Below are 22357 nucleotides of genomic sequence, written 5' to 3'. Positions count from 1 at the left end.
CTCAGGACCCGCCGCCCCTGAGCGCTTCCGCCAGCACCTCCGGATCGGTGGTCGGCGCCTCGCACACGAAGTGCCGGCACACGTACGCCGTCGGCGCACCGTCCGTCATCGGCCGGTCCGCCAGCAACGGGAACTCCGTACCCGCCGTCTCCCCCGCCGCGACCACCGCGCCGGGCGCCCGCCCCAGCAGGGCCGTACGGTGCAGCGCACCGTCGACCGGCCCGGCCACCGCCACCTCGCGCGGCCCGTCGAGCAGCGCCTCGGCCACCGCGAGCCCCCAGCCGATGAACCGCGGCGCCCGCGGCCCCAGCGCCTTCACCACACCCAACGCCCCCTCCGCAGCCGTGCGGTGGGGCTCCGAACCGGTGTACGCGGCGTACGAGAGCAGCGCGCCCGCCGCCGCCGTCCAGCCCGCCGGAGTTGCGCTGTCCGTGGGGTCCTGCGGCCGGCGGATCAGCTGCTCGGCGTCGTCCGCGGTGTCGAACAGCTGGCCGCCCTCGCCGGTGAAGTGCTGGAGCACGATGTCCGTCAGGAAGCCCGCGAACTCCAGCCAGGCCCCCTCGCCGGTGACGGCGGCCAGGGCCAGGAAGCCCTCCGCCACATCGCCGTAGTCCTCCAGCACCCCGGCGTGTGCCCCGGCGCGGCCGTCCTTCGACGTACGGACCAGCCGGGCGACCGGCCCCATGTGGAGCCGCACCAGCAGGTCCGCCGCCTCGGTGGCCCGCTCGATCAGATCGGGCCGGCCGAAGTACGCCCCGGTCTCGGCGAGCGCGGCGATCGCCAGCCCGTTCCACGCGGCCACCACCTTGTCGTCCCGCCCGGGCCGCGGCCGCAGCTCACGGGCGGCGAGCAGCCGCGCCCGCACATCGGCGGCGCGGGCCTCGTCCACGGCGTCCGCGGACGGCAGCTGGAGCACCGAGGAGCCCTCCTCGAAGGTGCCCTCGTCACTCACCGCGAACAGCTCCGCGGCGAACACGGCGTCCTCCTCGCCCAGCACCTCGCGCAGCTGCGCCGGCGTCCAGACGTAGTAGGCGCCCTCGACGTGCTTCCCGTCCGCGTCCTCGCTGTCGGCATCCAGCGCGGAGGCGAAACCGCCCTCGGCCGTGCGCAGTTCACGGACCATGAAGTCGGCGGTCTCCAGCGCCACCCGGCGGGCCAGCTCCGAACCGGTGGAGCGCCACAGGTGGGCGTAGACACGGCACAGCAGCGCGTTGTCGTAGAGCATCTTCTCGAAGTGGGGGACGATCCACTCGCGGTCCACCGAGTAGCGCGCGAAGCCGCCGCCCAGCTGGTCGTAGATCCCGCCCCTGGCCATCGCCTCGCAGGTGTCGGCCGCCATCTGGAGGGCGCCGTCCGCCCCGGTGCGGGCGTGGTGGCGCAGCAGGAACTCGACCGTCATCGACGGCGGGAACTTCGGCGCACCGCCGAAGCCGCCGTGCTTCTCGTCGTACTCACGGGTGAGCCCGAGCAGCGCCTGCGCCAGCTCGGACTCACTGGGCAGGCCCTCGCCGCCGTGCGCGAGCGTGCGCTCGGACAGGTCGTGGACGATGCGGGAGGCGACCTCGCCGACCTCGTCACGGCGATCGGTCCAGGCCGACACCACACCTTCGAGGACCTGCCGGAAGGACGGCAGCCCGTGCCGGGACTCGGGCGGGAAGTACGTGCCGAAGTAGAAGGGCTCCGCGTCGGCGGTGAGGAAGACGGTCATGGGCCAGCCGCCCTGACCGGTCGCCGCCTGCACCGCCTCCATGTACACGGCGTCGACGTCGGGACGCTCCTCCCGGTCGACCTTGACCGGCACGAAGTGCGCGTTCAGGTACGCCGCGACCTCGGCGTCCTCGAAGGACTCGTGGGCCATCACGTGGCACCAGTGGCACGCGGAGTAGCCGACGGAGAGCAGAACGGGCACGTCACGCCGTCGCGCTTCCTCGAAAGCCTCCGGCGCCCAGGGCCACCAGTCGACGGGATTGTCGGCGTGCTGAAGCAGATAAGGCGAGGTCACACCAGCCAACCGGTTCATGCGCCCCAGCCTCTCACAACGCCTGGCGTGACCGGCGAATCCCTCACGAGCGAGCCTGCCCCGCTCAGCTGGAGTGCGCATGTGAGGCATCACGTGATGGGTGGCTCCACCTCGGAGTCGGCGTCAAACGTTTCGGCTTCCCGACGCTCCTCCGGTTCGGGCGGCTCGACGCCTCGGAACAGTAGGCTGGGCGCAGCAGCGCCGGACCTGCCGAGGCTCCGCGAAGGAGGCACACGATGACCGCCGAGATGGTGGCGCCCGCGTGGATGCATACGCAGATCAGCGCGGAGCAGTACGACTCCTGGTCCGAGGAACAGTGTGCCGGCATCGAGATCGTGGACGGGATGGTCGTCGTGAGCCCGAGCGCCTCGAAGCGGCACAACCGGTTGGCCCGGATCCTGGCCAATGCCCTGGACGCCGCCGCCGGCCCGGAGTGGAACGCCGACACGGACTTCGACGTTCGCCTGCAGGACGTTCCCCTGACCAACCGACGTCCCGACGTCGTCGTCTACCGGGCAGAGACCATCGATCTCACGCCCACCCGACCCGAGCACGTGCTCCTGGTCGTCGAGGTCGTGTCGCCCGGTTCGGAAACAACGGACCGGATCGTGAAGGTGGACCAGTACGCCAAGGCTGGCATTCAGTTCTATTGGCGGATCGAGCAGACCGCCACCGGTGTCCCGATTGTCTATACGTACGTCCTCGATCCCGCCACCAAGGCTTACAGGGACGGCGAGATGTTCACTGGCGCAGTGAAGGCCACTGCGCCCTTCTCCATCACCGTCGATCTTGGGGTCTTGTAGGGGCGGAGAGTTCTCCCCGCTTTCGGCATCTGACCCGTAGTGCTCGCACAGTCGTTGCTCGCGGGCCGATCGGAACATTCCCCGGCCCCGGGCCGGATGCACCGCCTGCGGATGCCATGCCGCCTTGTAAGTGATCGTTCAGCCGTATCCGGTCAGGAGATGACCCAGGTCTCGGCACCCGGTTGGGGTTCATCGACACAAACGGGCCACGACAGCCCCGCTTTGCCATCGACGCCATGAGCACGCCGGTCGCGGGCTGCCAAAAGGCGGCACTGCAGGCGGGCACGAGTGGCACCGACCGAGAGGTCCCAGGAAATCTCCGAGATCAACCTCAGCGCGGCCGGATCCACCCACGTCTTCCGCCTCCTGGATGGGATTGCGGCGGACGGGAAGAGCTGGATCGAACGGCGCGGCCCCGAGAGCCTGGCGCCCTTCCAGATCGCCGGCTGATCCCGAAATCGAGCATAGGAGTGCCTATGAACTCCACGGATGACGTCACTGAGAGCAGAATCCTGCTGGTCGAGTACGACCGCCTCAAAGAGGAACAGAAGACTCGCATAGGGTTCCGCGACAATCTGCTCTACTTCACGCTCGCCGCAGCCACCGCAGTCGTGGCGATCAGCGCCCGGAGCGGACAGTCCCGAATACTGCTGTCCGTCCCCGCGATCTGCCTGGTCCTGGGCTGGACCTACCTGGTCAACGACGAGAAGATCTCGGCAATCGGCTGCTACGTCCGCGACCGGTTGGGACCGCGTCTGGGGGAACTCACGTCCGCCCACGGCGCAGTGTTCGGCTGGGAGATCTACCACCGAAACGTTGCGGGCCGCACCGTGCGCAAGCGGCTTCAGACCGCGGTGGACCTGTTCACGTACCTGGTCCTCCCCATGGTCTGCACGACCGCGTTCTGGTGCTCCGTTGCTGTTCAGCCCCTGCTCATGCTTGCGTCTCTCGTGCAGACGCTCGCCCTGGCCGTACTGGGCTGGCGGTTCGTACGCCGTTCGGAGCGGTAGCACCAGGCGCTCGCCGGGCACGCATACGACGATTCCGTCCACGGGTGGAACCGTTCAGCCGGGAGTGCTCCCTGATCGCGGTCGAGCTGACCCAGGCCACCAGTCGACCGGGTTGTCGGCATGCTGGAGGAGGTACGGGGAAGTCTCACGGTCCAGGCGATTCGGCATGGGGCCATCCTCTCTCAGGCCCGGTTGATCGCCGCACTCTCTCGCGCTGACGCGCCGCACGCAGGACACTTGACCACGGCGACCGCTGACACGGTGGCCGCCGTCGTATCCGGAGGGGGACACACATGCGGGACAGCCACCGGGCGGAAGCCGAACGGCTGTTGGCACGGGCCGTGGAGGAGGAGGTACGCCGGTCGGGCGGCCGGACCGATCCCGGGCCGCTGATGGCACGCGGTCGCGCCGCTCTCGATGCGATGGCCGCCGGGGCGGGCGACGAGTACACCGCGTACACCCAGGCTCTCGATGCCGCGACGGCCGGGCAGCAGCCGCTCGGGCAGCGGCTGAGCCGGGCGAATCTGGGAACGCCGTTACTGGTCACGGGGGTTGCGGCGGCCGCGGCCTTCGGCGCGGATGTGGCGCTCGGTACGGCGTCCGGTCTGGCGCTCGGTGCCGGGGCCGTCGTCGCGGTGGCGGGGGCCACCGCGACCGTCGCCAAGGTCACCGCCTCGCACTGGCCGGCCGCGCACCGCAGGGCCGGTGCGCTCGGGCAGCCGGGCGGGGCGGAGCAGCTGCGGTTGCAGTGGCTGACGGCGCTGGAGGTACGGGGCATCCGCCCGTTCATCGACCAGCAGCGGATGCTGACCGCCTCGTCCCGTACCCCGGCGAAGAAGAAGGCCGCGGTGGAGCGGTCCGCGCCGCAACTGCGCGGCGGGGACCGCAGCGCGGCGGCCCGGATGCGTTCGCTCCTCGAACAGTCCTTCAGCCATCTGCCCGCATCCGACGGGAAGTTCGCGGGCCGCCGCGCCGAGCTGGCACGGATCGCCCAGTGGGTGCAGGCGGCCCGTGCCTCGACGGAGACGAAGCCGACGGTCGTCGTGCTGCACGGGCCGCCGGGCGCCGGGCGCACCACGCTGGCCGTGCGGGCGGCGCACAGTCTGAAGGACCAGTTCCGGGGCGCGTGCGTGGTCGATCTGCGCGGCGGGGCGGACGGTGAGCCGCCGCTGCCGACCCGGGACGCGCTGCTGCATCTGCTGAACCGGCTGGGCGCGCCCCGCGAGCAGCTGCTGTTCCGCGACAGCTCGTCCGCCGAGCAGCAGGTGCGCCGGCTCAGCGAGCTGTACCACCAGCATCTGACCGGCACCCCGGTGACGGTGGTCCTGGACGACGCGAGCGACGCCGAGCAGGTCCGCACCCTGATACCGGAGCGTTCGGACAGCCTCGTGCTGGTCACCGCGCGGGAGCCGCTCGACCTGCCGGAGTCCGTGCCGGCCCGGGTGCATCAGCTGGAGGTCGGGGCGCTGGAGCCGGCGGGTGCGGAGGAGCTGCTGCGCGAGGCGTCCCAGGAGGACGGGGAGGGACTGTACGACTACCCGTCAAGCGAGGCGATCACCGAGCTGTGCGGCGGGCTGCCGCTGGCGCTGCGGATCGCGGGGTCCTCGCTCGGGGCGCGTACCCCGAGCGCGCTGGCCGCCGACCTCGCCGCGTACGGGCCGGTCCCGCCGGTGGAGCGGGCGCTGTGGCTGCGCTACACCGACCAGTCCGAGCAGGCGCGGCGGCTGCTGCGGCGGCTCGCGCTGGCCGGGCGGGCGAGCCTGGGCGCGGCGGCGGCCGCGGCCCTGCTCTCCGCCGACGAGCAGGAGGCGGAGCGGCTGCTGACGGCGCTGTCCGGGGCCGGGCTGCTGGACCATGTGCGCGGTTCGCGCTACCGGCTGCACGATCTCGTACGGGGCTTCGCCCTGGCCCGGCTGCACGACGAGGAGGAGCCGGCGGACCGTACGGCCGCGCAGGAGCGGCTCATCACGAACTACGCCGAGCTGGCGGGTGCGGTGATCCGGATGGTGGACGGCAAGATGTCCACGCGGGCTGGGCAGTTCGGCTCGCACGGCTTCGGCTCCCTCGACGCGGCGCTGCGCTGGCTGGACGACGAGTCGAGCTTCATCACGTCCACGCTGCGGCACAGCGAGGGCGTCGACCAGGGCGCGGTGCTCGATCTGCTGGGCGCGCTGTGCGACTACTGCCTGCTGCGTGGCGATCTCTACCGGCTGGGCGAGATAAGCGAGTTGACGCAGGCGGTCGACCAGGGGCTGCTGGAGCGTTCGGTGCAGTGGCGCACCGGTATCGCGGCCCGTCAGCTCGGTGAGCTGGACAAGGCCCGCACCACGCTGTCCTCCGTCGTCGGCCTGTACCGCGAGGCGCAGAACGACGCGGGTACGGCGCTGGCCCTGTGCTCGCTCGGCATCACCCTGCACCACCAGGGCAATCTGACCGAGGCCTCGGCGCGGCTGCGCGAGGCGATCGGGCTGCAGTCCTCCACAGAGCAGGCGGAGGACCGGGCGTGGTCGCTGCACGCCCTGGCCGCGGTGGAGCGGGACCGTGCGCACCTGGCCGAGGCGCTGGAGCTGCTGGACACGGCGCTGGTGCTGCACCGCGAGGGCGAGTCGCTGCACGGGGAGGCGTGGACGCAGTTCCAGCTGGGCCAGGTGCTGTTGCGGATGGGCGAGGTGGAGCGGGCCGAGGCCGCGCTGCGTACGGCCCTGGAGCTGTACGGGCGGACCCGGGACGAGCGGGGCGGGGCGTGGGCGCTGACGCAGCTGGCCAGGGCCCGGCTGCTGGACGGTGATCCGGCCGCGGCGGTCGAGCAGTTGAACGCGGCGCTGGCCAGGCACCGCGACAGCGAGGACGCGCGGGGCGAGGCGTGGACGCTCTACTACCTGGGCCAGGCCCTGGAGGAGTCGGGCGACACCGATCAGGCGGTGCGGCAGCTGGAGCGGGCCCGGACGATGTTCTCTCGGATGCGGGACGTGTACGGGCTGGCGTGTGCCCGGCACCATTCGGGTCGGGTCACGCGTGACCAGCGGGCCGCGCAGACGGGCAACCTGCGCAACTCCGGCTTCGCCCGTCAGCTGCTCGTGGACGCGCGGGCCGACTTCCGGCGCATCGGGGTCGCCCACGGGGAGGCCTGGACGTGTCTGGAGCTGGCCCTCGTGGACGCGGGCAACCAGCGTGCGCCGCAGGCCCTGGAGCTGTGCGGTGAGGCGGCCGCGCTGTTCGACTCGTACGGCGACGCGCGGGGCGCGGACTGGGCCCGTTTCCTGCGCTGCACGCTGCTGCCGTACGCGTCGCCGGGCGGCGTCGAGGTGGGTTCGGTGGTGGCGCAGCAGGAGCTGGCCGACCTGATCGGGGCCGGCCACGCCACGCGGGACCCGAAGCTGGAGGACTGCGCGGAGGCGTTCCGGGTGGTCCTGAACCGGGGCGTGGACCTGGAGGACGGCTGGCAGGCGTGGCGCCTGGGCCTGACCCCGACCCGTCATGCCCGGGAGATCATGGGGGTGGCGGTCCCGGCGAGGCCGTAGGCGCCGGTCCGGGCGGTCGGGTTTTATAAGCAGCAGGGTCTGTGCGGCAATTTCCCTCCTTGCGGAGGGAGTTGCCGGGCAGGCCCTGTTCTCGTGCTGCCCGCGGGGGAAGGGACGCATGCCGGAAATGGGCCCGTATCGGGCGGTTCCCCGGCTCGCAGCGGGTTTGCCAAAGCGTTATCCGTACGCCTCTTGAGTCACCCCGAGGCGTACTGCAAGGTCATGTATGCGCTTACGGGATGCGCATACATGGAGCGCTTGGAGGAGTCGCATGACCCGCACCGTCAGGACTTTCAGGTCCGCCGGCATCGCTGCCACCCTGGTGACGGCCCTCGCGCTCACCGGCTGCGGAGGCGGTGATTCCGGTCAGGCGAAGGCCGACTCCAAGCAGACCCTCACCGTGTGGGCCATGGGTGAGGAGGGGAACCGGATCCAGACGGTGAGCAAAGAGTTCACCAAGGAGCACCCCAACGTCACCATCAAGGTGACACCGGTCGGCTGGGACGTCGCCCACCAGAAGCTGCTGTCCGCCGCGGCGGCCGGGACGCTGCCGGACATGGCCCAGATGGGCTCCACGATGATGGGCGAGTTCATCGAACTCGGCTCCCTGGAACCGGTGGACACCAAGGTCTTCGACAAGAACGACTTCTTCCCCGCCACCTGGAACGGGAACGTCGTGGACGGCACCGCCTACGGCGTCCCCTGGTACGCCGACACCCGGGCCCTCTACTACCGCACCGACCTCGCCGAGAAGGCGGGCATCCACAAGGCGCCGGCCACCTGGAAGGACATGCGCGCCCTCGCCTCCGCGTACCAGCACAAGGCCGGGACGCAGTGGGGGCTCTCGCTCCAGCCCGGCGGGGCCGGGGCCTGGCAGGGCTGGGCGCCCTTCCTCTTCTCCGCCGGCGGTTCGCTGCTCGGTAAGGACGGCAAGCCCGCCCTGGACTCCCCCGAGTCGGTGGAGGCCCTGACCGAGTTCAGCCGCTACTTCGACGGCGGGCTCGCCAAGAAGAACTTCGTGCCCGGCCAGGACGTGGTGAAGGACTTCGCCGCGGACCGGATGCCGATGTTCGTGTCCGGGCCCTGGATCGTCCAGAACCTCGCCGAGCAGCCCCAACTGAAGGGCAAGTGGAAGGTCGCGCCGGTACCGGCCGGCAAGAGCTCCACGTCCTGGGTGGGCGGCGCCTCGCTGGTGACCTTCAAGGACAGCGGACACAAGGCGGCGGCCCAGGAGTTCACCAAGTTCCTGACCACGCCGCAGATGCAGGCCCGCTGGTACGAGACCTCCAAGTCGCTGCCGGTCAACAAGGCCGCCTGGGACCTGCCCGCGCTCAAGAACGGCGGCGAGTCCCTCGCCGTCTTCGAGAAGTCGCTCGCCACCGCGAAGGACATCCCGCCGATGTCGAAGTGGGAGGAGTTCGCCGCGCAGATGGACAGCGCGCTGGAGAAGGTCTCGGCCGGGACCGACCCCGCCGAGGCGGCCGCGAAGCTCCAGAAGGACACCGAGGGACTGGTGGACTGACCGGGTACGCACCGGAACACGAAGGGGCTTCTCGCGCATCGCGCGGGAAGCCCCTTCGTGTTCCGGCCCGGCAGCGTCAGAGCCGGAAGATGCCGTATCCGAAGCCGTCCGCGTGGATACGGCCCCCGCTCACCGTGACACCCGACGCCTCCACCGGGACGGCGGTGTCCGCCGGGGCCTCGGCCTGCGCCGGTTCACTGCGGGGGTTGACCACCACCAGGTAGCGGCCGCCCCGGACGTGGACCAGGGGATAGCCGGCGTGCAGGATCTCCGTGCTTCCCGCCGGGCCCAGTTCCGGGGTCTCCTTGCGCAGCGCGATCAGGCGCCGCACCAGATGGAGCAGGGAGCCGGTGTCGGCGCGCTGCGCGGCGACGGTCGGGCGGTCCGGGGCCGGGTCGATGGGCAGGTAGAGCGCCTCGGCCGGCGCGGTCGAGAAGCCGGCACCGGTCGAGTCGTCCCACTGCATCGGGGTGCGGGAGCCGGCCCGGTCGTAGCGGGGGCCGAGCCGGCTGCCCTCGCGCTCGGGCAGCCCGGGCACGTACCGCATGCCGATCTCGTCGCCGTAGTAGATCGCCGGGAGCGTCGGCCAGGTGAGCTGGAACGCGAACGCGGCGGGCAGCTGTTCGGCGGTGCGCGGGCCGCACGCGAGCCGGGAGAAGTCGTGGTTGGCGGTCGGCAGCGAGATGAATCCGGCGTCGCCGATGATCTCCGTAGCCCGGTGCCAGGCGTCCAGGAAGGTCTGCGGGGACCCCTGGCCCCCGGCGTCGAAGTACGGCGCCCCCGGCTCCCACTGCTCGCTGACGGTGCCCTCGAAGTTGTTCCACAGGGAGCGCAGCGGCAGCCCGTCGTCCCCGCCGCCGAACTGCAGGAAGAAGTCGGCGTGGAAGCCGGCCGGGACGGAGACCGCCGGGTCGCCCCATTCGGACAGGAGCGCCGCCCCGGGGTGCTCGGCGTCGAGCCGGCCGCGCAGTTCGCGCCAGAGCCGGACGGTCTCGGTGTGGCCCGGGTCGTCCTTGACGAGCGAGGCCGCCATGTCCACGCGGAATCCGGACAGGCCCAGGGACAGCCAGTGGTTCATGATCGCGTAGAGGGCCTCGCGGTTGGCGCGCGGGCCTTCCGCGTCGACGGGCTGCCGCCAGGGTTCGGCCGGGTCCGTGCGCCCGTAGCCGAAGTTGAGGGCGGGCTGCGACTCGAAGAAATTCGGCAGGTAGAAGCCCGGGCGGGTGCCCGGGGAGGCGACGAACCCCTCCGGCCTGCGGTCCGGCCCTGCCCAGATGTAGCGGTGGTCGGACGGGTCGGACGCCGATGCGGTGAACCAGGGGTGCTGGTCCGAGGTATGCCCCGCCACCAGGTCGAGGAGCACCCGGATACCGCGCCGGCCCGCCGCCTCGACCAGCCGGGCGAGGTCGTCGTTGGTGCCGTAGCGCGGGGCGACCGAGAAGTAGTCGCTGACGTCGTAGCCCGCGTCGTCGAACGGCGACGCGAAACACGGGTTGAACCAGACGGTGTTGACGCCCAGCCAGGCGAGGTGGTCGAGCCTTCCCTCGATCCCGGCGAAGTCGCCGATGCCGTCGCCGTTCGAGTCGGCGAAGCTCTGCGGGTAGATCTGGTACAGCACGGCGTCGGCCAGCCACTCGTGGGCGGGACGGGACGAGGTCATGGGGCGGGAACCTCCGGGACGGTCCGTGCGAGGTGCACGAGCGCTTGGACGGGGAAGTGGTCGCTGGGGCAACGGCCCGGCTCGGCCGAGGTGTTGACCTTCGCCGTACGGACATCGGTGCCGCGCGGAGCGAGGATCCAGTCGATCCGGTCGCCGTCCGGGACGGGCGGCAGGTGGTCGTGGAACGTGCCGCTGTCCGGTCCGCGTTCCGCCGCGGCGTCCCAGGTGTCCACCAGATCCGCCCCGGCGAGCAGCGCGGTGTGGACGGGGCCGCGCGCCGGGGTGTTGAAGTCGCCGGTGACGAGGACCGGGACGTCGGCGGCGTGGGTGGTCAGCCACGCGGCGAGCTGGCGGGCCGCCTGCTCGCGGGCGTGGGCGGAGAGGTGGTCGAAGTGGGTGTTGGCGGCGCACAGCTCACCGCCCGTGGCCAGGTCGCGGAAGCGGACCCAGGTGACCATGCGGGGGCAGCCGCCGCCCCAGGTGTTGGAGCCGGGCACGTCCGGGGTGCCGGAGAGCCAGAAGTGTCCGCGGGCGAGGGGGTCCAGGCGCCGCCGGTCGTAGAAGATCGCCATGTACTCGCCGCGGGTGCCGCCCTCGCGGCCCTGGCCGGCCCAGCCGTAGTCCGGCCCCAGCCCCGCTTCGAGATCCCGCACCTGGCCGTGCAGCCCCTCCTGTGTGCCGACGAGGTGGGGCCGCTCGCGCCGCAGCACGTCCACGGCGGCCTCCCGCCGCCGGGACCAGGGGTGCGGCGCGCCGTCCCAGTCGACCTGCAGGTTGAAGGTCATGACCCGCAGTCCGTGTCCGGTGTCCGTCACTCCGCCGCCTCCCGTGCCGCGCGGCCCGGTGCGGAGGCCGCGTCTTGTATGCGCTTCCTGAATGCGCTTACATAATCGGGAAAACGTTAACTTCGCCGCCCTCGATGCGGCAAGAGCCACGTGGGAACCGGGATGCAGCGAACGTACGAAGACAAGGTCAAGGCACTCCTGGACCGGATGACGGCCGCGGAGAAGTTCGGTCAGCTGCAACAGCTGACCTGGACCGGGGACACCGGTCCGGGGGGCGGCCAGACCGCCCTCACGGAGGCAGCGGCCCGCGCCGGGCTGCTCGGCTCCGTGCTCAACATCCACGGCGCGGAGCACACCAACGCGCTCCAGCGCATGGCCGTCGAGGAGTCCCGGCTCGGCATTCCGCTGCTGTTCGGGCTCGACGTCATCCACGGCTTCTGGACCACGTTCCCGATCCCGCTGGCACAGGCGGCGAGCTTCGATCCGGCGGTGGCCGGGTCCGACGCGGAGGTGTCGGCGAAGGAGACGCGCTCCAACGGCGTCCACTGGACGTTCTCGCCGATGATGGACGTCACCCATGAGCCCCGCTGGGGGCGGATCGCCGAGAGCAGCGGCGAGGACCCGTATCTGAACTCCGTCCTCGCGGTGGCCAGGATCCACGGCTACCAGGGCCCGGCGGACGGTTCGGAGCTGGCCTCGGCCGACCGGGTCGCGGCCTGCGCCAAGCACTTCGTCGCCTACGGCGGGGCGGAGGGCGGCCGCGACTACAACACGGTCGACGTCTCCGAGCAGCGGCTGCGCAATCTCTACCTGCCGCCGTTCAAGGCGGCGCTCGACGCGGGCGTGGCCACGGTCATGGCCGCGTTCAACACGGTGAGCGGCGTCCCGGCGCACGGCAACGCGCACACGATGGACAGCATCCTCAAGCAGGAGTGGGGCTTCGAGGGCTTCGTGGTCAGCGACTACACCGGGGTCGAGGAGCTGATCGCGCACGGGTTCGCCGAGGACGGCGCGGACGCGGCCCGGCTGGCGCTGAACGCCGGGCTCGACATGGAGATGGTCTCCACGCACCTGGCCGACCACGGCGAGGCCCTGCTGGCGGACGGCCGCGTCGACGAGAGCCGGCTGGACGACGCGGTGGCCCGCATCCTGCGCCTGAAGTTCGCGCTGGGCCTGTTCGACCACCCGTACGCCGACGAGTCGGCGGCCGTCACGGCTCCCACCGCCGAGGCGCGCGCGGCGGCCCGTACGGCCGGTGCCCGGTCGATGGTGCTGCTGCGGAACGAGGACGCCGTCCTCCCGCTGTCCCGGGAGACGGCCACGATCGCCGTGGTCGGACCGCTCGCGGACTCGGACGACCTGCACGGCACCTGGGCGGGCCCCGGCGGGCTCCGCTTCCCCTCGGTCAGCGTGCTGGACGGGGTACGCGAGGCGGCTTCCGGCACGGTCGTCGTCCCGGCCGGGCCGGGTGTCGCGGAGGCGGTGGCCGCCGTGGAGTCGGCGGACGTCACCGTGCTCGTGGTCGGCGAACCGCCGGCCCTCAGCGGCGAGGCGGCCGTGCGCAGCGACATCGGGCTGCCGGCGGGGCAGGAGGAGCTGATCGCGGCCGTCGCGGCGACCGGGAAGCCGTTCGCGGTGGTCCTGCTGAACGGCAGGCCGCTGACGATCGGCGGCTGGCTGGACTCCGCGCCCGCCGTGCTGGAGGCCTGGCACCCGGGGATCGAGGCAGGTCACGCGGTGGCGGACGTCCTCTTCGGCGCGGTCGGGCCGGGCGGCAAGCTCCCGGTGTCCTTCCCCCGGAGCGTGGGCCAGATCCCCGTCTACTACAACCGCGAGAGCACCGGCCGGCCCTACCGCGCGGCCGATCCCGGCGAGAAGTACGTCTCGAAGTACCTCGACCTGGAGGACGGCCCGCTGTTCCCGTTCGGGTACGGCCTGAGCTACACCACGTTCAGCACCGGCGAACCGGCACCGGACCGCGACAGCGTCACGGTGGAGGAGCTGGAGCGGGGTGCGGCGGTCGAGGTCGCGGTGGAGGTCACCAACACCGGGACGCGGACGGGCGACGAGGTCGTCCAGCTCTACGTCCACGACGTGTCGGCGAGCATCGCCCAGCCCCTGCGCCGCCTCTGCGGCTTCGAGCGGGTGACGCTGGAACCGGGCGCGAGCGCCACGGTGACGTTCCGGCTGGGCGCGCGGGACCTGGGCTTCTGGACGAACGACCCGGCGGGCACGTTCACCGTCGAGCCCGGCCGGATCGACCTCTACGCGGGAACGAGTTCCGCGGCAGGCTCGCGCCGGACGCTGACCGTGCGGTGACGCCCGCCGGACCCGCCCGGTGACCCGATCGGGCGGTACCGGTCACTCCGGTACCGCCCGCCCGCCTACTTCCGGTTGGCGGACCCGGCGGGTGCCGCCGTGCCCTTCGCTCCGGCCGGCGCCGCCGGCTCCTCGGGCGCCTCCTCGAAGTCGACCTTGCCCATGTGCCGGTTCATGGACTTCATCAGCAGCCACACGCCCACGGCGAGGGCGGCGAAGACGATGAAGCCGAGGACCCCGGGGGTCACCTTGTTCTTGTCCAGTTCCTCGGCGAGCGGGACGAGGTGCGGCAGTGCCTGAGTCGCGTACATATCAGGCATTGTCGCGGATGCCCGCGAAGAGGTCGCTCTCGGGGAGGGAGGTATCGACGAGGGACTTCGCCAGCTCGTACTCCTCGGTCGGCCAGACCTCCTGCTGGATCTCCATCGGAACGCGGAACCAGCCGCCCTCCGGGTCGATCTGCGTCGCGTGCGCGATCAGTGCCTTGTCGCGGATCTCATAGAAGTCCGCGCACGGAACGTGCGTGGTCAGCGTGCGCTCGGCGCGCTCGAACTCCTTCCAGCGCTCCAGCCAGTCCCCGTACGGCGACTCCAGACCGCGGGCGAGCAGCGCCTCGTGCAGCGCGACCGTGCGCGGCTTGTTGAAGCCCTGGTTGTAGTAGAGCTTCTGCGGCGTCCAGGCGGGGCCGAACTCCGCCTCGGGGAACTTCTCGGTGTCCGCAGCGCCGTCGAAGGCGATCATCGAGATGGTGTGGGTCATGATGTGGTCGGGGTGCGGGTAGCCCCCGTTCTCGTCGTACGTGGTGATGACCTGCGGCCGGAAGGCGCGGATCTTCGCGACGAGGCGTCCCGCCGCGACGGTCTCGTCCTCCAGGGCGAAGCAGCCCTCGGGCAGCGGCGGCAGCGGGTCGCCCTCGGGCAGGCCGGAGTCGACGAAGCCGAGCCACTCCTGCTTGACGCCCAGAATCGCGCGGGCCTCGTCCATCTCCTTCCTGCGCACCTCGTGGATGTTCTCCTCGATGTACGCGTCGCCCTGGAGCTTCGGGTTGAGGATGGAGCCACGCTCTCCCCCCGTGCAGGTCACGACCAGCACGTCCACCCCCTCGGACACGTACTTGGCCATGGTGGCCGCGCCCTTGCTCGACTCGTCGTCGGGGTGGGCGTGGACGGCCATCAGTCGAAGCTGCTCAGTCAAGACTCGATCCTCAGTGATTGGTCGCGAAGTGCAACTTCTATAGTGACCGAACCGGGGGGTGGAAAATTCCTCGATCCCCGGTACGGGAGGAACGATCATGACGGCGGTGCGCGAGACGCTTCCCGAGAACCGTTACGGACGCTCGGCGGACCAGCGGGCGGACCGCAGGCTCAGGATCATCGGCGCGGTCCTCGGCGTCGTCCTGCTGGGCGTGGTCGGCTGGATCGGCTACGGGTACGTCAGCGGCCAGGGCCTCAGCGCCGAGGTGATCAAGTTCAAGGTCGTCTCGGACGAACGGGTCGAGGTGCACCTGGAGGTCCGCAAGGACCGGGACGCCAAGGGGTACTGCACCCTCCGCTCGCAGCGCGAGGACGGCACCGACGTCGCCCGCAAGGACTTCCGCTTCGACGGCGACACCGACCGGATCGACCAGGTCCTCACGCTGCGCACGACGTCCAGGGCGACCAGCGTCGAGCTGCTCGGGTGCACGGACGACGGCGGGGCGTGACGTTGACCGCCGCACGCGCGTCCTGAACGGCTCTTAGCACCTCTGACCTGCGGTTCGACACTCTCAGCCGTTTACCTCCTCCCCCTTTTCCCGGCGAATTGTTAGGCTCGTGGTTTCGCCCACCCGTGGAAGCGCATGCTTCGGGGTAGGGCGATGCTTTGTATTCCCAGTACCGACGAGGAGCACCCTGTGACCCAGACCAGCGAAAACGTCACCTGGCTCACGCCGGAGGCGTACAGCCAGCTCAAGGCCGAGCTGGAGTACCTGTCTGGTCCCGCGCGCACGGAGATCGCCGTCAAGATCGCGGCGGCCCGTGAGGAGGGCGACCTGCGTGAGAACGGCGGGTACCACGCGGCCAAGGAGGAGCAGGGCAAGATGGAGCTCCGGGTGCGCCAGCTGACCCAGCTCCTGGAGCACGCGAAGGTCGGCGAGGCGCCGGCCGACGACGGTGTGGTCGAGCCCGGCATGGTCGTGACGATCGCCTTCGACGGCGATGACGACGACACGACGACCTTCCTCCTGGCCTCCCGCGAGTACGCGAGCGCCGCCATCGAGACGTACTCCCCGCAGTCCCCGCTCGGTGTGGGTGTGAACGGCAAGAAGATGGGTGAGACCGCGCAGTACGAGCTGCCGAACGGCAAGACCGCCACGGTCAAGATCCTTTCGGCGAAGCCGTACTCCGGCTGATCCGCGCACACCACGAGAGAGCCCCGGCCGCAGCGGCCGGGGCTCCCTGCTGTGCGGGGACGGATCGCTCAGACGGCGACCGAGCGGTACTTGCGCACCGCCAGGGTCCGGAAGACCACGATGATCACGACGGACCAGATCAGCGAGGCCCAGACCGGGTGCTGCATCGGCCAGGCGTCGGACGTGGAGACGCCGGGGTTACCGAAGAGCACCCGGCACGCCTGGACGGTCGCGCTGAACGGGTTCCAGTCGGCGATCGGCTGGAGCCAGCCCGCCATCTGGCTGGAGTCCACGAAGGCGTTGGAGATGAACGTCACCGGGAACAGCCAGATCAGTCCGCCCGATGTGGCCGCCTCCGGAGTGCGGACGGACAGGCCGATCAGCGCGCCGATCCAGGAGAAGGCGTAGCCGAGCAGCAGGAGCAGCCCGAACGCGCCGAGCGCCTTGGGGACGCCCTCGTGGATGCGCCAGCCGACGATCAGGGCGACGACCGTGAGCACCAGCACGGTGAACATGGTCTGGACGAGGTCGGCCAGCGTGCGGCCGGTGAGCACCGCGCCGCGTGCCATGGGCAGCGAGCGGAAGCGGTCGACGAGCCCCTTGTGCATGTCGTCGGCGATCCCGGCGCCCGCGCCCGCCGTGGCGAAGGTGACGGTCTGCGCGAAGATCCCGGCCATCAGGAAGTTGCGGTAGACGACGGGGTCGGTCGAGCCCCCGATGTTCATGGAGCCGCCGAACACGTAGCTGAACAGCACCACGAACATGATCGGCTGGATGAGCCCGAAGAGCACCACTTCGGGGATCCTGGTCATCCGGATCAGGTTGCGGCGCGCGATGACCAGCGAGTCGCGTACGGACTGGCCGACGCCTCCGCCGCCGCGGGGCACCGGAGCCGCTGTCGTCTCGGTCACGGCACTCACTTCGCTGCCTCCGTCCGGGCGCCCGGCTCCGGGGCCGTCCCGTGCTCGTTGCTCTCGTCGGTCCGCTCCTGCTCGGCCGCGTGGCCGGTGAGGGAGATGAACACGTCGTCGAGGGTGGGGCGGCGCAGCCCGATGTCGTCGATCTCCACACCGCGGCCGTCGAGCTCGCGGATGACCTCGGCGAGCAGTTTGGCGCCGCCGTCGACCGGGACGGTCAGTTTGCGCATGTGCGGGACGACGGCGACCTCGCCCTTGCCCAGGTGGGTGAGGACCTCGCGGGCCGGTTCGATCTGGTCGCGCTGCTGGACGACGACCTCGACGCGTTCGCCGCCGGTGCGGGCCTTGAGCTCGTCGGAGGTGCCGCGCGCGATGACGAGGCCGTGGTCGATCACGCAGATGTCGTGGGCGAGGCGGTCGGCCTCCTCCAGGTACTGCGTGGTGAGCAGCAGCGTCGTGCCGCCGGCGACGAGTTCCTCGATGACGTCCCAGAGCTGCTGCCGGTTGCGCGGGTCGAGGCCGGTGGTCGGCTCGTCCATGAACATGACCGGCGGGGAGACGACGAGGGCCGCCGCCAGGTCGAGGCGGCGGCGCATGCCGCCCGAGTACGTCTTGGCGGTGCGGTCGGCCGCGTCGGCGAGGTTGAACCGCTCCAGCAGTTCCACGGCCCGGGCCTTCGCGTCGCGCGCCGACATCTGGTAGAGCTGGCCGACCATCTGGAGATTCTCCCGGCCGGTCAGGTATTCGTCGACGGCGGCGAACTGGCCGGAGAGCCCGATCGAGCGCCGCACCTCGTTGGGTTTCCTCAGTACGTCGATGCCCGCGACGAAGGCGCTGCCGCTGTCGGGTCTGAGCAGCGTCGTCAGGACGCGTACGGCGGTCGTCTTGCCGGCTCCGTTGGGGCCGAGAAGTCCGAGGACGGTGCCTTGCGGCACGTCGAGGTCGACGCCGCCGAGTGCTCGCACGTCTCCGAAGGTCTTCACCAGACCTTCGGCGTAGATGGCGCCTGGCATATGGGGTTCCCCCAGTGCGTTCGGGTGACTTCCTCACAGATCCTAGATTTGCCCGGGTTTCCGCGCCTGGTGAACACACGGGACGAACGCGTGTACGCCACCGGTCCGGGCGCACGCACAGTATCGCGATACATCGCGACCAACAAGGGTTCAGCCCATCACGAGATACCCCGCCCCGCGCAGTGCCGCGGCGACCTCCTCGCAGTGCTCGGGCCCCTTGGTCTCCAGGTGCAGTTCGACCTCGGCCTCGGTGAGACCGAGCCGGGGATCGGTGCGCACATGGCTGACGTCGAGGACGTTGGCATCGGCCAGTGAGAGCACGCCCAGCATGGTCGCCAGCGCGCCGGGCCGGTCCGTCAGCCGCAGCCGCAGGCTCAGATAGCGGCCGGCCGCCGACATGCCGTGGGTCAGGATGCGCTGCATCAGCAGCGGGTCGACGTTGCCGCCGGAGAGCAGGGCCACCACCGGCCCTCGGAAGGACTTGGGGTCGCTCAGCAGCGCCGCCACCGGGCTCGCCCCGGCGGGCTCCACGACCATCTTGGCCCGCTCCAGGCAGAGCAGCAGGGCGCTGGACAGCTCGTCCTCGGAGACCGTGCGGACCTCGTCGACCAGCTCCCGGACCAGGCCGAACGGCACATCGCCGGGGCGCCCCACCTTGATGCCGTCCGCCATCGTCTGGAGCGAATCGATCGACACGGGGTGGCCGGCGGCCAGCGACGGCGGGTAGCAGGCGGCGCCCGCCGCCTGCACGCCGACGATCCGCACATCGGGCCGGACCGCCTTGACCGCCACGGCGATCCCGGCCGCGAGCCCGCCGCCGCCGACACCCACGACGATCGTGCGCACCTCCGGGCACTGCTCCAGGATCTCCAGGCCCACCGTGCCCTGCCCGGCGATGATGTCCGGGTGGTCGAAGGGGTGGATGAAGACCGCGCCCGTCTCGTGCGCGTACTCCTGCGCCGCCGCGAGGGTCTCGTCGACGACATGGCCGTGCAGCCGCACCTCCGCGCCGTACTCCCTGGTCGCGGCGACCTTCGGCAGCGGCGCCCCGACGGGCATGAAGACCGTCGACCGTACGCCGAGCAGCGCAGACGCGAGCGCGACACCCTGCGCATGGTTTCCGGCGCTCGCGGCGACGACGCCCGCGGCCCTTTCGACCGGCGTCAGACCGGAGATGCGTACGTACGCGCCCCGCAGTTTGAACGACCCCGTCCGCTGCAGGTTCTCGCACTTGAACAGCACCGGTGCGCCCACGAGCGCGGACAGATGGCGGCTTCCCTCCAGCGGGGTGACCCTGGAAACCCCGGAGAGCATCTTCTGCGCACCCCGTACGTCATCGAGGATCAGCGGGGGAAAACGGCCGGGCGGAGGGAAGTTCATACCGCAAGTCTTGCAGCTGAAAGGGGTTGCGGCCGCCGCATGAGGTGCCGTCCTGCGCCGATGTCCGCAGGTTTGTGCAGCACTGGTACGCGTTGCCCCGGGGCCGCGTACTCTGTCCCCCACCCATCCGACACCGCACGAAGAGAGCCCCCGGCCATGCCCCCTCAGGACATGACGACTGCCGCGTCTCCTTCCGGGGGCGCCGCCCCGGAGAACCCGGGTCACGACCACCTTCTCGACGCCCTGCAGCACCAGGTGGCGGTCTTCGCCCGCCGGGCCGAGCAGACCCGCCTCGGCGGTGTCGGCCAGGTGCGCAACTCCATGGACCGGGCCGCGTATCTGCTGCTCAACCGGCTGGACCGGGAAGGCCCCATGGGCGTCAAGGCGCTGGCCGCGGGGATGGGGATCGACTCCTCGACCGTGACCCGGCAGGTCGCACCGCTCGTGGACACCGGTCTGGTCAAGCGCACCTCGCACCCGGAGGACGGCCGTGCCGTCGTGCTCCAGCTGTCCCCGCGCGGCCAGGCCCGGCTGGACGAGGTCCGCTCCTCGCGGCGCGAGCTGATGTCACAGGTGACGGACGAGTGGTCCGAGGACGAGCGGGACACGTTCTGCGCTCTGCTGACCCGTTTCAACGCGGCCCTGGCCGCGCGCCAGGCGGCGCACCAGGCACCGCAGGCGGGTTAGTCCGGGCCGCCGGGCCCCCGGGGGTTGACCCGGGGCCCGCGGAGCGCTCCGATTGACCTCGTGCGAGAGCGCCATGCGGGCCGACAGCGGCGCCGCGCCCAGGAGTTCGAGGCCTTCGTGGCGGGCGCGGCGGGCCGGCTGCTGCACACCGCGACCCTCCTCACGGCCGAACCCGCGGACCCGCCCGGCGCCAACGAGCGCGCGCAGCGGCTGCTGACCGCGGCGCTGGCCCGGACGTACGCGGACTGGGACCGGCTGCACGGCGAGGATCCGTACGACCGCACCCGGCAGGACCTCGCCACCCGCTTCGCCCGCGAGGCGTGGCGTCATCACCGCCTTCGCGGCGGACTCCTGGACCGGCTGACCCCGCAGGAACGGCTCGTCCTGGTGCTGCGCCTGTACGAGGGCGTTCCCGAGGAGCAGACGGCGGCGCTGCTCGGGGTGCCGGTGGACCGGGTCCGTGCGGTCTGCAACCGCTCGGTGGCCACGATGCGCGGCACCCGGAGCCCGACCCTGCGGCGGGGGCACCCGCGCACCCGGCCGCTGGGGGCGGCACCGTGAGCGGCATGGGGCGCAAGGAGGACGAGGTCCGGCGGATGCTGGAGAACCCCCGTCCTCAGGTCCCGGCGGAGCTGGCGGCGCGGGCGGCGGAGCGCGGCGGCCGGCTGCTGCGGCGCCGGCGGGTGCTGACGCGGCTGTGGCTGCTGACGGCGACCGCGGTGGTCGTGGCGTTCACGGTGTGGGCGGTGGTGGTCCAGCCCTGGCACGTGCCGCCCGCGGAGACGACGCCGCCGCTGGAGGGCTGGTAGGCACCACGCCCGGACCGCTTCGTACCGATTTATCCTGGAAGGGCACGGCCGGACACCGGCCGAGGAGGCTGTGATGACCAGGAAGATCGCTGACTGCCGCAAGTATCCGAGTGTGTCGAACTGCTCGCTGACGATCTCCGGTGAGGAGGACGAAGTCGTGCGGGCGGCCACGGAGCACGCGGTCTCCGTCCATGAGCACACCGACAGCCCCGAACTGCGGGAGCAGGTCAGGGCCTCGCTGGAGGACGAGAAGGTCTCGGTCTGAGGACCGGAGACGAGAGGGGCGGGACCGGTTGCGCCGGCCCCGCCCCTCTCGTCTGCGCCGTGTCGCGTACGACGACCGGTACGGGCCCTAGCCGAGCGCCTGCGTCAGGTCGGCCAGCAGGTCGTCGCCGTTCTCGATGCCGACGGAGAGCCGGACCAGGTCGGCGGGGACCTCCAGCGGGGAGCCCGCGGCGGAGGCGTGCGTCATCCGGCCCGGGTGCTCCAGGAGCGACTCGACGCCGCCGAGCGACTCACCGAGCGTGAAGAGCTTCGCGCGGTTGCAGACCTCGACGGCCGCCTCCTCGCCGCCCGCGACCCGGAAGGACACCATGCCGCCGAACGTCTTCATCTGCTTGGCGGCGATCTCGTGGCCCTGGTGCTCGGGCAGCCCGGGGTAGAGGACCTGGGTGACCTTGGGGTGGCGGGTCAGCAGGTCGGCGACCTTGGTCGCGTTCTCGCTGTGCCGGTCCATCCGCACGGCCAGCGTCTTGATGCCGCGCAGCACCAGCCAGGCGTCGAACGGCCCGGCGACGGCGCCCATCGCGTTCTGGTGGTACGCCAGCTCCTCCGACAGATCGGGGTCGTTGACGATCAGCGCGCCACCGACGACGTCCGAGTGGCCGCCCATGTACTTGGTGGTGGAGTGGACGACGACATCGGCGCCGAGGGCCAGGGGCTGCTGGAGGTAGGGACTGGCGAAGGTGTTGTCGACGACCAGCCGCGCACCCGCCGTGCGGGCCACGTCGGCGACGGCCGCGATGTCGGTGATGCCGAGCAGCGGGTTGGAGGGCGTCTCCACCCAGATCGCCTTGGTGCGCGGGGTGATCGCCGCCCGTACCGCCGCCACGTCCGAGGTGTCGGCGACCGAGAACTCCACGCCCCAGCGCGAGGCGACCTTCGCGAACAGCCGGAACGTGCCGCCGTAGGCGTCGTTCGGGATGACCACGTGGTCGCCGGGGGTCAGCAGCGTACGGAGCAGGCAGTCCTCGGCGGCGAGGCCGGAGGCGAAGGCGAGTCCGCGGCGGCCGCCCTCCAGGGCCGCGAGGTTCTCCTCCAGCGCAGTGCGGGTCGGGTTGGCGCTGCGGCTGTACTCGTAGCCGCCGCGCAGTCCGCCCACGCCGTCCTGCTTGTACGTGGAGACCTGGTAAATGGGGGGAACAACAGCGCCGGTGAGGGGATCGGCGGTGTTTCCCGCGTGGATCGCGAGAGTCTCGAAGCTGTGCTGGTCGCTCATGGGCCCCGAGCGTAGTCCGCCGCC

The 22357-nt window shown here is 71.3% G+C and carries 21 protein-coding genes and 1 pseudogene; 12 read left to right on the top strand and 10 right to left on the bottom strand.

Translation table 11 applies throughout. From position 1 onward, the window contains the following. Position 1: 1 nt before the first annotated feature. Positions 2-2020: a thioredoxin domain-containing protein gene (locus OG408_RS25075; RefSeq protein WP_326672059.1), complete on the bottom strand. Its 2019-nt coding sequence runs from the start codon at positions 2018-2020 to the stop codon at positions 2-4. 236 nt (positions 2021-2256) lie between these two features. Between OG408_RS25075 and OG408_RS25070 the strand changes: the two genes are divergently transcribed. The 3 genes from OG408_RS25070 to OG408_RS25060 all read left to right on the top strand — a co-directional run bounded on the left by OG408_RS25070 (position 2257) and on the right by OG408_RS25060 (position 3833). Beyond that, a complete protein-coding gene (locus tag OG408_RS25070; protein ID WP_326672057.1) occupies positions 2257-2823 on the top strand; it encodes a Uma2 family endonuclease in 567 nt (188 codons plus the stop codon). Between the two features lie 288 nt (positions 2824-3111). Continuing rightward, positions 3112-3273 (top strand): hypothetical protein, encoded by a 162-nt coding sequence (locus OG408_RS25065; protein ID WP_285564739.1) that lies wholly within the window; start codon positions 3112-3114, stop codon positions 3271-3273. A 26-nt stretch (positions 3274-3299) separates the two neighbouring features. Beyond that, positions 3300-3833 (top strand): hypothetical protein, encoded by a 534-nt coding sequence (locus tag OG408_RS25060; protein WP_326672055.1) that lies wholly within the window; start codon positions 3300-3302, stop codon positions 3831-3833. A gap of 84 nt (positions 3834-3917) precedes the next feature. On the opposite strand, the pseudogene OG408_RS25055 reads toward OG408_RS25060, so the two are convergent. After that, a pseudogene (locus OG408_RS25055) lies at positions 3918-4001 on the bottom strand (DUF255 domain-containing protein); the annotation flags it as partial. Positions 4002-4126: 125 nt separating this feature from the next. On the opposite strand from OG408_RS25055, the gene OG408_RS25050 reads away from it, so the two are divergent. After that, positions 4127-7354 carry a tetratricopeptide repeat protein gene (locus OG408_RS25050; protein WP_326672051.1) on the top strand — a complete coding sequence of 1076 codons (3228 nt, stop codon included), beginning with the start codon at positions 4127-4129 and terminating at the stop codon, positions 7352-7354. 271 nt (positions 7355-7625) lie between these two features. Beyond that, positions 7626-8876 carry a sugar ABC transporter substrate-binding protein gene (locus OG408_RS25045; RefSeq protein WP_266782099.1) on the top strand — a complete coding sequence of 417 codons (1251 nt, stop codon included), beginning with the start codon at positions 7626-7628 and terminating at the stop codon, positions 8874-8876. Between the two features lie 76 nt (positions 8877-8952). Here the strand turns inward: OG408_RS25045 and OG408_RS25040 are convergent, their stop codons facing one another. Beyond that, a complete protein-coding gene (locus OG408_RS25040) occupies positions 8953-10536 on the bottom strand; it encodes an alpha-amylase family glycosyl hydrolase (RefSeq protein WP_326672049.1) in 1584 nt (527 codons plus the stop codon). Continuing rightward, on the bottom strand, positions 10533-11321 hold the full coding sequence (locus OG408_RS25035) for an endonuclease/exonuclease/phosphatase family protein (protein WP_326672047.1): 789 nt from the start codon (positions 11319-11321) through the stop codon (positions 10533-10535). The genes OG408_RS25040 and OG408_RS25035 overlap by 4 nt, the downstream gene beginning before the upstream one ends. 162 nt (positions 11322-11483) lie before the next feature. Here OG408_RS25035 and OG408_RS25030 point away from each other — a divergent pair, with 162 nt between their 5' ends. After that, positions 11484-13640, top strand: coding sequence for a glycoside hydrolase family 3 N-terminal domain-containing protein (locus tag OG408_RS25030; protein ID WP_326672045.1), 2157 nt, complete (start codon positions 11484-11486; stop codon positions 13638-13640). A 65-nt stretch (positions 13641-13705) separates the two neighbouring features. Here the strand turns inward: OG408_RS25030 and OG408_RS25025 are convergent, their stop codons facing one another. Then, complete coding sequence (locus OG408_RS25025) at positions 13706-13951, bottom strand: hypothetical protein (protein ID WP_266782092.1); 246 nt, start codon at positions 13949-13951, stop codon at positions 13706-13708. Between the two features lies 1 nt (position 13952). Then, entirely contained in the window at positions 13953-14834 is an 882-nt protein-coding gene (mca, locus tag OG408_RS25020; protein WP_266782091.1) for a mycothiol conjugate amidase Mca, read from the bottom strand. A 97-nt stretch (positions 14835-14931) separates the two neighbouring features. Here mca and OG408_RS25015 point away from each other — a divergent pair, with 97 nt between their 5' ends. Both OG408_RS25015 and greA read left to right on the top strand, forming a co-directional pair. After that, the gene (locus OG408_RS25015; protein ID WP_266782090.1) at positions 14932-15342 is read left to right on the top strand and encodes a DUF4307 domain-containing protein; all 411 of its coding nucleotides are present in this window, start codon (positions 14932-14934) and stop codon (positions 15340-15342) included. Positions 15343-15531: 189 nt separating this feature from the next. Further along, on the top strand, positions 15532-16029 hold the full coding sequence (greA, locus tag OG408_RS25010; protein WP_266782088.1) for a transcription elongation factor GreA: 498 nt from the start codon (positions 15532-15534) through the stop codon (positions 16027-16029). 68 nt (positions 16030-16097) lie between these two features. On the opposite strand, the gene OG408_RS25005 is transcribed toward greA, so the two are convergent. The 3 genes from OG408_RS25005 to ilvA form a co-directional block, all read right to left on the bottom strand. Further along, the gene (locus OG408_RS25005) at positions 16098-16949 is read right to left on the bottom strand and encodes an ABC transporter permease (protein WP_405405135.1); all 852 of its coding nucleotides are present in this window, start codon (positions 16947-16949) and stop codon (positions 16098-16100) included. Further along, positions 16946-17959, bottom strand: a complete 1014-nt coding sequence (locus OG408_RS25000) for an ATP-binding cassette domain-containing protein (RefSeq protein WP_285564747.1) — start codon at positions 17957-17959, stop codon at positions 16946-16948. The genes OG408_RS25005 and OG408_RS25000 overlap by 4 nt, the downstream gene beginning before the upstream one ends. A 150-nt stretch (positions 17960-18109) precedes the next feature. Beyond that, positions 18110-19339, bottom strand: a complete 1230-nt coding sequence (ilvA, locus tag OG408_RS24995; protein WP_285564748.1) for a threonine ammonia-lyase — start codon at positions 19337-19339, stop codon at positions 18110-18112. Between the two features lie 156 nt (positions 19340-19495). Here ilvA and OG408_RS24990 point away from each other — a divergent pair, with 156 nt between their 5' ends. The 4 genes from OG408_RS24990 to OG408_RS24975 all read left to right on the top strand — a co-directional run bounded on the left by OG408_RS24990 (position 19496) and on the right by OG408_RS24975 (position 21100). Beyond that, positions 19496-20026: a MarR family winged helix-turn-helix transcriptional regulator gene (locus OG408_RS24990; RefSeq protein WP_266782080.1), complete on the top strand. Its 531-nt coding sequence runs from the start codon at positions 19496-19498 to the stop codon at positions 20024-20026. Between the two features lie 60 nt (positions 20027-20086). Next, a complete protein-coding gene (locus OG408_RS24985) occupies positions 20087-20587 on the top strand; it encodes a sigma factor-like helix-turn-helix DNA-binding protein (protein WP_266782078.1) in 501 nt (166 codons plus the stop codon). Positions 20588-20592: 5 nt separating this feature from the next. Further along, a complete protein-coding gene (locus OG408_RS24980; protein WP_405405128.1) occupies positions 20593-20835 on the top strand; it encodes a hypothetical protein in 243 nt (80 codons plus the stop codon). Positions 20836-20908: 73 nt separating this feature from the next. After that, positions 20909-21100, top strand: a complete 192-nt coding sequence (locus tag OG408_RS24975; protein ID WP_266782074.1) for a DUF1059 domain-containing protein — start codon at positions 20909-20911, stop codon at positions 21098-21100. A gap of 87 nt (positions 21101-21187) precedes the next feature. Here the strand turns inward: OG408_RS24975 and OG408_RS24970 are convergent, their stop codons facing one another. Then, positions 21188-22333 (bottom strand): cystathionine gamma-synthase, encoded by a 1146-nt coding sequence (locus OG408_RS24970; RefSeq protein ID WP_326672039.1) that lies wholly within the window; start codon positions 22331-22333, stop codon positions 21188-21190. Positions 22334-22357: the final 24 nt, after the last annotated feature.

The organism is Streptomyces sp. NBC_01257, from assembly GCF_035917255.1.
GTDB lineage: Bacteria > Actinomycetota > Actinomycetes > Streptomycetales > Streptomycetaceae > Streptomyces.
This window is presented reverse-complemented; position numbering and strand designations above follow the sequence as displayed.

Bases quoted from the DNA above. Each gene is read 5' to 3' on its own strand.
- OG408_RS25075 (WP_326672059.1), bottom strand. From the start codon at position 2,020: ATGAACCGGTTGGCTGGTGTGACCTCGCCTTATCTGCTTCAGCACGCC.
- OG408_RS25070 (WP_326672057.1), top strand. From the start codon at position 2,257: ATGACCGCCGAGATGGTGGCGCCCGCGTGGATGCATACGCAGATCAGC.
- OG408_RS25060 (WP_326672055.1), top strand. From the start codon at position 3,300: ATGAACTCCACGGATGACGTCACTGAGAGCAGAATCCTGCTGGTCGAG.
- OG408_RS25050 (WP_326672051.1), top strand. From the start codon at position 4,127: ATGCGGGACAGCCACCGGGCGGAAGCCGAACGGCTGTTGGCACGGGCC.
- OG408_RS25045 (WP_266782099.1), top strand. From the start codon at position 7,626: ATGACCCGCACCGTCAGGACTTTCAGGTCCGCCGGCATCGCTGCCACC.
- OG408_RS25040 (WP_326672049.1), bottom strand. From the start codon at position 10,536: ATGACCTCGTCCCGTCCCGCCCACGAGTGGCTGGCCGACGCCGTGCTG.
- OG408_RS25035 (WP_326672047.1), bottom strand. From the start codon at position 11,321: ATGACCTTCAACCTGCAGGTCGACTGGGACGGCGCGCCGCACCCCTGG.
- OG408_RS25030 (WP_326672045.1), top strand. From the start codon at position 11,484: ATGCAGCGAACGTACGAAGACAAGGTCAAGGCACTCCTGGACCGGATG.
- OG408_RS25025 (WP_266782092.1), bottom strand. From the start codon at position 13,951: ATGTACGCGACTCAGGCACTGCCGCACCTCGTCCCGCTCGCCGAGGAA.
- OG408_RS25015 (WP_266782090.1), top strand. From the start codon at position 14,932: ATGACGGCGGTGCGCGAGACGCTTCCCGAGAACCGTTACGGACGCTCG.
- OG408_RS25000 (WP_285564747.1), bottom strand. From the start codon at position 17,959: ATGCCAGGCGCCATCTACGCCGAAGGTCTGGTGAAGACCTTCGGAGAC.
- ilvA (WP_285564748.1), bottom strand. From the start codon at position 19,339: ATGAACTTCCCTCCGCCCGGCCGTTTTCCCCCGCTGATCCTCGATGAC.
- OG408_RS24990 (WP_266782080.1), top strand. From the start codon at position 19,496: ATGCCCCCTCAGGACATGACGACTGCCGCGTCTCCTTCCGGGGGCGCC.
- OG408_RS24980 (WP_405405128.1), top strand. From the start codon at position 20,593: ATGGGGCGCAAGGAGGACGAGGTCCGGCGGATGCTGGAGAACCCCCGT.
- OG408_RS24975 (WP_266782074.1), top strand. From the start codon at position 20,909: ATGACCAGGAAGATCGCTGACTGCCGCAAGTATCCGAGTGTGTCGAAC.
- OG408_RS24970 (WP_326672039.1), bottom strand. From the start codon at position 22,333: ATGAGCGACCAGCACAGCTTCGAGACTCTCGCGATCCACGCGGGAAAC.